Raw genomic sequence first — 7,004 nt, 5'->3', positions numbered from 1 at the left:
ATGACTTTCGCCTGAAGCGCGGCATTGACCTCCATGACGGATCATCCGCGCGACGCCTCCCTGCCGTCCCGCCTGGCGGCCTACCGGGATCAACTCGACTGTCGTTTCCCCCGGGTCGGCGAGGTGTTTCCCGACTGTGTCGCCCAGGCTCACGCCCGCCTCAGCCCGGCGGGCATGAGCGCCTATGTTGATGCAGCGCGTACTCTCTGCAAACTCGGACGGGGTGAAGAACCGGTCCTGATTTTCCTTGAAGAGTGGCCGGATATTGGCACTGCGCTGGGCGACGGTGCGCTGGAAATGGTCATGCAGATGGTGCAGCACATGCAGCGCTCACCCAACGGCAACGCCATTGGCGGATTTCTGCAAACCCTGGCGCCGGTCAGCCGCGCCCTGCAGAGCCGCGAGCAATTGGGGCATTACCTGAACACGCTACGCGACATGATGGAACATACCACCAGTTCCATCCACGGCCATCACCAGACCCACCCCAGTCCCGGTTTGCCCGACCTGCTGCGTCAGGCCCCCGCCTTGCTACAGTGGTTAACGGTGGATGGCCTGCGCAACTGGGTCAACTATGGTGTGCGCAATTATCTCCACCACCCCGAACGTCAGAAAGACTTCTTCTCGCTACAGTCGGCCGACAGCCGGGCGGTGCTGCAGCGCGAGCGTCACGGCACCCTGCTGGTGGCTGTCGAACGCAAGCTCGACCTGTACCTGCGCGGACTCTGGCAGGACAGCGAAGTATTGGTACCCTATTCCACGGCCTTCGATACGCTGCGCAAACCGCAGCCCTACTACGACTCGCTCGGCATGCGGCTGCCGGATGTGCTCAATGACCTGCCGACTGCCAGCGCGCTGGACCACTACCGCGCGATCCTGGCGCATATGGTCGGCCACCGGCGCTGGTCAACACCGCAAATAGCCGATAACTGGAGCCCTTTCCAGCGCCTGGCGGTGGAGTTTTTTGAGGACGCCCGCATCGACACCCTGCTCATCCGGACCTATCCCGGCCTGCGCACGCTATTCCTCGCGCTGCACCCCAAGCCCGGTGAAGATGCCTGCGACCCGGAGACGACCTCCTGCCTACGCCATCGCCTGGCGATGCTGTCGCGGGCGCTGCTCGACCCGAAACACGGCTACCGTAATCCCGTGCTCCATGACTTTGTCAGCCGCTTTCACGGGAAACTCGCGGACGGCAACGCCGATACGCCGGCCATGGCCCGGCTGGCGCTGGATTATGTCACCGCCACGCGCCGCCAGAGCGATCAGTTCGCCAAAGTGCATTTCGCCGATACCGAGATCAGCTACCGCGATGACAACCGCGGGTTATGGCGCTTCATTGAGGCCGGGGATGAGGAAGAGGCCTTCGACGCGGAGCGTCACAAGGCGCCCGATCTGGAAACCCAAGGCCTGCCGCCGCGCCACTATCCCGAATGGGACTATCAGAGCCAGAGCTACCGGCCCGACTGGGTCAGCCTCTATGAAGGGCTGCACGCCTCGGCGGCGGCAGCGACCATTGATCAACTGCTCCTCAAGCATGCGGCGCTGGCCAAGCACCTCAAACGCCTGCTCGATCTGCTCAAGCCCCAGGACAAGGTGCGCATCCGCTATCAGGAAGAAGGCAGCGAACTGGATCTGGACGTCGCTTTGCGATCCTGGATGGATTTCAAGAGCGGCAGTACCCCTGACCCGCGCATCAACATGAGCCATCGCACGGCCGGTCGCGATATCGCCGTGACCCTGCTGCTGGACTTGTCCGAATCGCTGAATGAGCCCGTCAAAACCGGCGGCAGTGACGGCCAGACGGTGTTGCAACTGTCGCAGGAAGCGGTATCGCTGCTCGCCTGGTCCATCGAGCAACTCGGCGATCCGCTGGCCATTGCCGGTTTCAACTCCAACACCCGCCATGAAGTGCGCTATCAGCACATAAAGGGTTTCTCCGAACCTTGGGGAGATACCGTCAAGGGCCGCCTGGCGGCACTCCAAGCCGGTTATTCGACCCGGATGGGTGCCGCCATGCGCCACGCGGGACACTATTTAGCGGCACGCAAGGCCGACAAGAAACTGATGCTGGTACTCACCGACGGTCGGCCCTCTGACGTCGATGTGCAGGATGATCGTCTCCTGATCGAAGATGCCCGCCAAGCGGTCAACGAGCTCGATCGCGACGGCATCTTCACCTACTGTATCAGCCTCGATCCCCATGCCGACGCCTATGTCGCCGACATCTTCGGCCGTCAGTACACCGTCATCGACCACATTGCCAGACTGCCGGAAAAGCTGCCGGAACTGTTTATCGCCCTGACCAGATAACTGCCCCCTACTCCGGCAACAGGCGTACCGCTTCCTGATCCAGCAAAAAATCCCGGAAGGCCTGAGTAGCCGCCGAGAGGCGCTTACCCTGACGATGCACCAGATACCAATGGCGTTCGATAGGCATGCCTTGCACGTCCAACACCGCCAGATGTCCCGCCAGCAACTCTTCCCGCACCGTATGCAGAGAAGCGATGCCCAGCCCCATACCGGCGCGCACCGCATGCTTGATCGCTTCGTGGCTGCTGACTTCGATGCTCGCATGCAGCGCAACACCAGCCTTTTCGAAAAATTGTTCCACCGCGATCCGCGTCCCCGAACCCGACTCCCGCATAATGAAAGGATAAGCCGCCACCGCCTCCAGAGTAATCGCCCTGACCTGAGACAAGGGATGATCAGGGGCGGCGATGATCACCAGCGGGTTTTCCAGAAAGGCCGTAGCCTCCAGCGACAAACCCGCTGGTGGCCGCCCCATGATGGCCACATCCACTTCGTTCTCCGCCAACTGATGCAGCAAGGTCTCCCGATTTGTGACATCCATGCTGACCGTCACCTGCGGGTGCAATTTACTGAAAGCCGCCAGCAGATAAGGTGCGATATATGCCCCAGTGGTCGCCACGCTGATATGAATATGTCCCCCGGCCAGCCCCTTGAGGCCATTAATTACTTGCACCGCCTCATCCAACTGCTGGGTGATGGCGGCACTGTAGCGCGCCATTTCCCGCCCCGCTTCAGTGAGATAAATCTGGCGCCCCAGTTGTTCAAAGAGCGGCAGTCCGACTTGATCTTCCAACTGTCGGACCTGCATAGATACGGCGGGTTGGCTGAGATGAAGCGACTGCGCCGCGCGGGTAAAGCTCTGATGCTTCGCCACGGCGGTAAACACCTGTAACTGGCGAAAGGTAAGATGCATGCTCATGGTGCTTTTCGCAGAAACTCAGACTTTAACTGTATCGCACCAACGCCATCCACCTTACAATCAATGTTATGATCACCATCAACAATACGGACGTTTTTTATTTTTGTTCCCACTTTTATTATTGATGACGAACCTTTTATCTTGAGATCTTTCACCACTACTACGGTATCTCCATCATTAATGGCATTACCATTTGCATCAGAAACACGAAGGAAGTCAATTTTTTCTAGATTATTTTCTTTTGGCCATTCATGTGCGCACTCTGGACATATATAAATATCGCCGTCTTCATAGACGTAATTTGAACCGCATTTTTGACAACTCGGAATACTGCCCATAGATAAGCCTTCCTTAGTGGTTATTGATAAAAACCGCATCTTGTGGACAAAATATGAGTGTCCCGCTATATGTTCAGGTGGGTAGCCTGATACTTCATCTTAGGAAAGATGAAGTAAACCATATCAATAAAATCATGTATGTGCGATAGCAGCAGCGCCTACAAAAACAGTGTTGTGTCACGCAGGAATCGACAATGGGTGTTGCTCCATCTGCTCAATCACTGCCTGTGCAATGACGTGCAAAGAAATGGTATGCATTGGCCCCAGGTCACCAACACCTTCTCTCATCCTCGTCGCCAAAAGCGGAAAATCTGTTCCCTTATACGCAAAGACTATCCTGTTCCCAAACAATTCCGCCTCGATCGCAATGACCTGGTCGTCAAATCTCTCGCGAATTCTGGTGATATAGGTAGCGCATTTTCTATCGCTGTTCAGCATATTGACCACCAGTACCCCACCCTTCCGGAGTTTGGCGTAGCAATGCGCGTAGAACTCCGCGCTGCATAACTGCCTGGCCTGACCATCCTGGTTGAATCCGTCAATGAGCAGCACATCGACAAGTTTGGAGCGGTTTCGGACATATACCGCGCCATCAGCACAAATCACTTTGAATTTTGGACCATCCGGAGGGATTCTGAACTTGTCGCGCAGGGCAATAACCCTGGGGTTGATCTCTATTGCCGTGAAGTGTACATCCGGGATATGGCGCAGGCAATATTTCGCCAGCGAGCCGCCGCCCAAACCGATCATCGCGATCCGCTCGGGTTTTGGCTGGAACATCAGGAATCCCATCATTGTCCGGGTATATCCTAGAACGAGATTATCGGGATCGGCTTTGTGCATGACACTTTGTGTGGCCGAAAAGTCGAAGCGCAGCGTTATCTCGCGATCCCCTTCATGGGCAAAAGGGTTCCCTGTCCAGGTCTGTACCGCTGCGTCCATATCCCCGAGTAACTTATCGACAAATTCATCCATGTTTTCGTTTCATCCTCAGAGGCTTTCGCCGCTACTAAAAAGTCGTGCCAAAGTCAGGTTGACCTGGGGTGTAACCCGACCGTGGATTTTCCATTCGCACTTATTATCAATAAGAACAATAAGTTGTGATAAATCATCGACAACTCCATGGTGAAAACAAAATAAAATAGGATGGTTAAAAATGGTCTTACCGTCGTCCAGACAGAGAAAATCAACAAGCGCAATCAGGACAAATTTACCGTGCTCCATGAGCGGACGCAATGCGGGACTAATGGCGATCCATGGTCGGTTATGCAGCGGAAGCGAGCGTTCCTGTTCGGCTGGGGAACTGATAGTATCTATCCAGCGGCGGCCCCGGACAATTTTTGAAGGCGAGCGCATGGAACTTGGGAAGTCGGGGTTGTTTCTCCAGGCCGGCAGGGCGCAGCGGACGGAAAAGCCAAACATGCGTGTTGTTTGGCAAATGGTGTCTTTACTCGCCATATTTTTCGCCATACCGGCTTGGGGATCAGGGACAGGGCGCGTCGTGCCCATCCTGCTCTATCATCGTTTTGGTCCCGCGGTGCGAGATGCCATGACCGTTCGCACGATGGTCTTCGCGGCACAGATTGAATACCTGAGGAGCCATGGCTACCGGATTGTCCCGCTCAGAGAAGTCGTGGCATATATTCGTGGCGTTGGACCCCCTCCCCCTCCCCATTCCGTGGTGATCACCGCGGATGACGGGCACCAGTCGGTGTACGCGGACATGTTTCCCCTGGTGCAGCGTTACCATATTCCGGTGACGCTCTTCATCTATCCCTCCGCCATATCCCGGGCGTCTTACGCCCTGACCTGGGATGAGTTGCGGATCATGCACGACTCCGGGCTCGTGGACATCCAGTCCCACACCTACTGGCATCCGAACTTCAAGATAGAAAAGAAACGTCTTGCCCTTCAGGCATACGAGAAGTTCGTGGCCATGCAATTGGAACAATCCAGGGCGAAGCTCGATCAGGAACTGGGGATCAAGGTGGACATGCTCGCATGGCCCTTCGGGATCTACGATGAGGACCTGATCAGAAGCGCCGTGGCGGCGGGATATATCGCCGCCTTCACCATGGTAAGGGCGCCTGCCGGGCCATCGGATAATGTGATGGCCCTCCCGCGCTATCTGGTCACGGACCAGGATACGGGCAAGACATTGGGAAGACTGTTGACCACGGACTCCAGATAAACGAGGTGAGTTGTGAAGGGTTATAAAAACATAAAAAACATATGCGCTTCGTTACTTGCAGTCTTGTTGCTCGTCTCGGGGAGCGCTGCCGCCTACAGCGGGATGGTCGTGGACGCCTGGACGTGCAAACCGATCCCAGGGGCATTTGTAACCTTGGGTGATTCGGTCGTACGCACGGTCCAGGATGGCCATTTTCAGATCAGCGGGCAAGGGACAGTGCTTGGCCTCAGGGCCTACGGCTACAGGCGCCGCGAGGTCCCCGTCGGAGATCTCAAGGAGGATGAAACCCTATCCCTCGCGCCTTTCAAACCCAAGGCCCTTTATTTGTCTTCCTACGGAGCGGCCAACACGCGTCTGCGGGAATCCGCCCTTGATATCATCGGCAAGACAGACCTCAACGCCGTAGTGATCGATGTGAAAAGCGACCGGGGAATGATTGCGTACAACACCGACATTCCCCTGGCGACGGAGATCGGCGCCCAAAGATTTATCACCATCAAACATATCAAGCGACTAATGGAGGATTTGCACAAAGAAGGCATCTATACCATTGCCAGGATCGTGGTTTTCAAGGACAACGTCCTCGCATTGGCGCGACCGGATCTGGCCGTCAGGACCGTGGGCGGCGCCATCTGGAGGGATCGGGAGGGCCTCGCCTGGACCGATCCTTTCAGCAAGCAGGTATGGGACTACAACATCGACGTCGCCGTCGCGGCCGCCAGGGACGGCTTCGACGAGATCCAGTTCGACTACGTCCGCTTTCCCGACGCCAAGGGCCTGGTGTTTTCCCGGTCGAGTACCCAGGAAAGCCGGGTCTCGGCAATTTCCGGCTTTCTCGCGGAGGCCCGCAAGCGCTTGATCCCATACAATGTCTTTCTTTCTGCGGATATTTTTGGTTATGTGATCTGGAACCGCAACGACACCGGGATCGGTCAAAACCTGGAGGAGATGGCGCAGCAGGTCGATTATATCTCTCCCATGCTCTATCCATCGGGTTTTCAGTACGGTATCCCCGGCTACCCCAACCCCGTTCTCCATCCGCATCAAATAGTTTACCTCTCGCTGCGCAAGGCCGAGGAAAGAACGGGATTGCCGGCAGTGCGCTTCCGCCCCTGGCTGCAGGCATTTCGTGACTACGCCTTTGGCGGGAAACCCTTCGGAGGCGAAGAGATTGCAGCGCAGATCAATGCGGCACAGACTTTCGGATCGGACGGATGGATGCTGTGGAACCCCCGGAATGTCT

At 56.6% G+C, this 7,004-nt stretch carries 7 protein-coding genes; 3 read left to right on the top strand and 4 right to left on the bottom strand.

Features of this window, described 5'->3' with window-relative positions; translation table 11 throughout:
• The first annotated feature begins 33 nt into the window (after window positions 1-33).
• Entirely contained in the window at window positions 34-2,313 is a 2,280-nt protein-coding gene (locus AC2VNK_RS08740; protein WP_486883490.1) for a nitric oxide reductase activation protein NorD, read from the top strand.
• 7 nt (window positions 2,314-2,320) lie between these two features.
• On the opposite strand, the gene AC2VNK_RS08735 is transcribed toward AC2VNK_RS08740, so the two are convergent.
• The 4 genes from AC2VNK_RS08735 to AC2VNK_RS08720 all read right to left on the bottom strand — a co-directional run bounded on the left by AC2VNK_RS08735 (window position 2,321) and on the right by AC2VNK_RS08720 (window position 5,079).
• Window positions 2,321-3,232 (bottom strand): LysR family transcriptional regulator, encoded by a 912-nt coding sequence (locus tag AC2VNK_RS08735; RefSeq protein WP_486883489.1) that lies wholly within the window; start codon window positions 3,230-3,232, stop codon window positions 2,321-2,323.
• The gene (locus tag AC2VNK_RS08730) at window positions 3,229-3,570 is read right to left on the bottom strand and encodes a zinc ribbon domain-containing protein YjdM (RefSeq protein WP_291521957.1); all 342 of its coding nucleotides are present in this window, start codon (window positions 3,568-3,570) and stop codon (window positions 3,229-3,231) included. Before AC2VNK_RS08730 ends, AC2VNK_RS08735 begins: the two co-directional genes overlap by 4 nt.
• A 177-nt stretch (window positions 3,571-3,747) precedes the next feature.
• Entirely contained in the window at window positions 3,748-4,545 is a 798-nt protein-coding gene (locus tag AC2VNK_RS08725) for a spermine/spermidine synthase domain-containing protein (protein WP_486883488.1), read from the bottom strand.
• A gap of 15 nt (window positions 4,546-4,560) precedes the next feature.
• The gene (locus AC2VNK_RS08720) at window positions 4,561-5,079 is read right to left on the bottom strand and encodes a hypothetical protein (protein WP_486883487.1); all 519 of its coding nucleotides are present in this window, start codon (window positions 5,077-5,079) and stop codon (window positions 4,561-4,563) included.
• A 40-nt stretch (window positions 5,080-5,119) separates the two neighbouring features.
• Between AC2VNK_RS08720 and AC2VNK_RS08715 the strand changes: the two genes are divergently transcribed.
• Together AC2VNK_RS08715 and AC2VNK_RS08710 are read left to right on the top strand one after the other, a co-directional pair.
• Entirely contained in the window at window positions 5,120-5,761 is a 642-nt protein-coding gene (locus AC2VNK_RS08715; RefSeq protein ID WP_486883486.1) for a polysaccharide deacetylase family protein, read from the top strand.
• A 153-nt stretch (window positions 5,762-5,914) separates the two neighbouring features.
• On the top strand, window positions 5,915-7,004 hold a 1,090-nt coding region (locus AC2VNK_RS08710; RefSeq protein WP_486883485.1), incomplete at its 3' end, for a putative glycoside hydrolase.

This window comes from Acidithiobacillus sp. TH-A35, assembly GCF_057473505.1.
The sequence above is the reverse complement of the archived record's forward strand: the minus strand, read 5'-3'. Positions and strand labels throughout refer to the sequence as shown.

Bases quoted from the DNA above. Each gene is read 5' to 3' on its own strand.
- AC2VNK_RS08715 (WP_486883486.1), top strand. From the start codon at position 5,120: ATGACCGTTCGCACGATGGTCTTCGCGGCACAGATTGAATACCTGAGG.
- AC2VNK_RS08740 (WP_486883490.1), top strand. From the start codon at position 34: ATGACGGATCATCCGCGCGACGCCTCCCTGCCGTCCCGCCTGGCGGCC.
- AC2VNK_RS08725 (WP_486883488.1), bottom strand. From the start codon at position 4,545: ATGGATGAATTTGTCGATAAGTTACTCGGGGATATGGACGCAGCGGTA.
- AC2VNK_RS08720 (WP_486883487.1), bottom strand. From the start codon at position 5,079: ATGGGCACGACGCGCCCTGTCCCTGATCCCCAAGCCGGTATGGCGAAA.
- AC2VNK_RS08735 (WP_486883489.1), bottom strand. From the start codon at position 3,232: ATGAGCATGCATCTTACCTTTCGCCAGTTACAGGTGTTTACCGCCGTG.
- AC2VNK_RS08730 (WP_291521957.1), bottom strand. From the start codon at position 3,570: ATGGGCAGTATTCCGAGTTGTCAAAAATGCGGTTCAAATTACGTCTAT.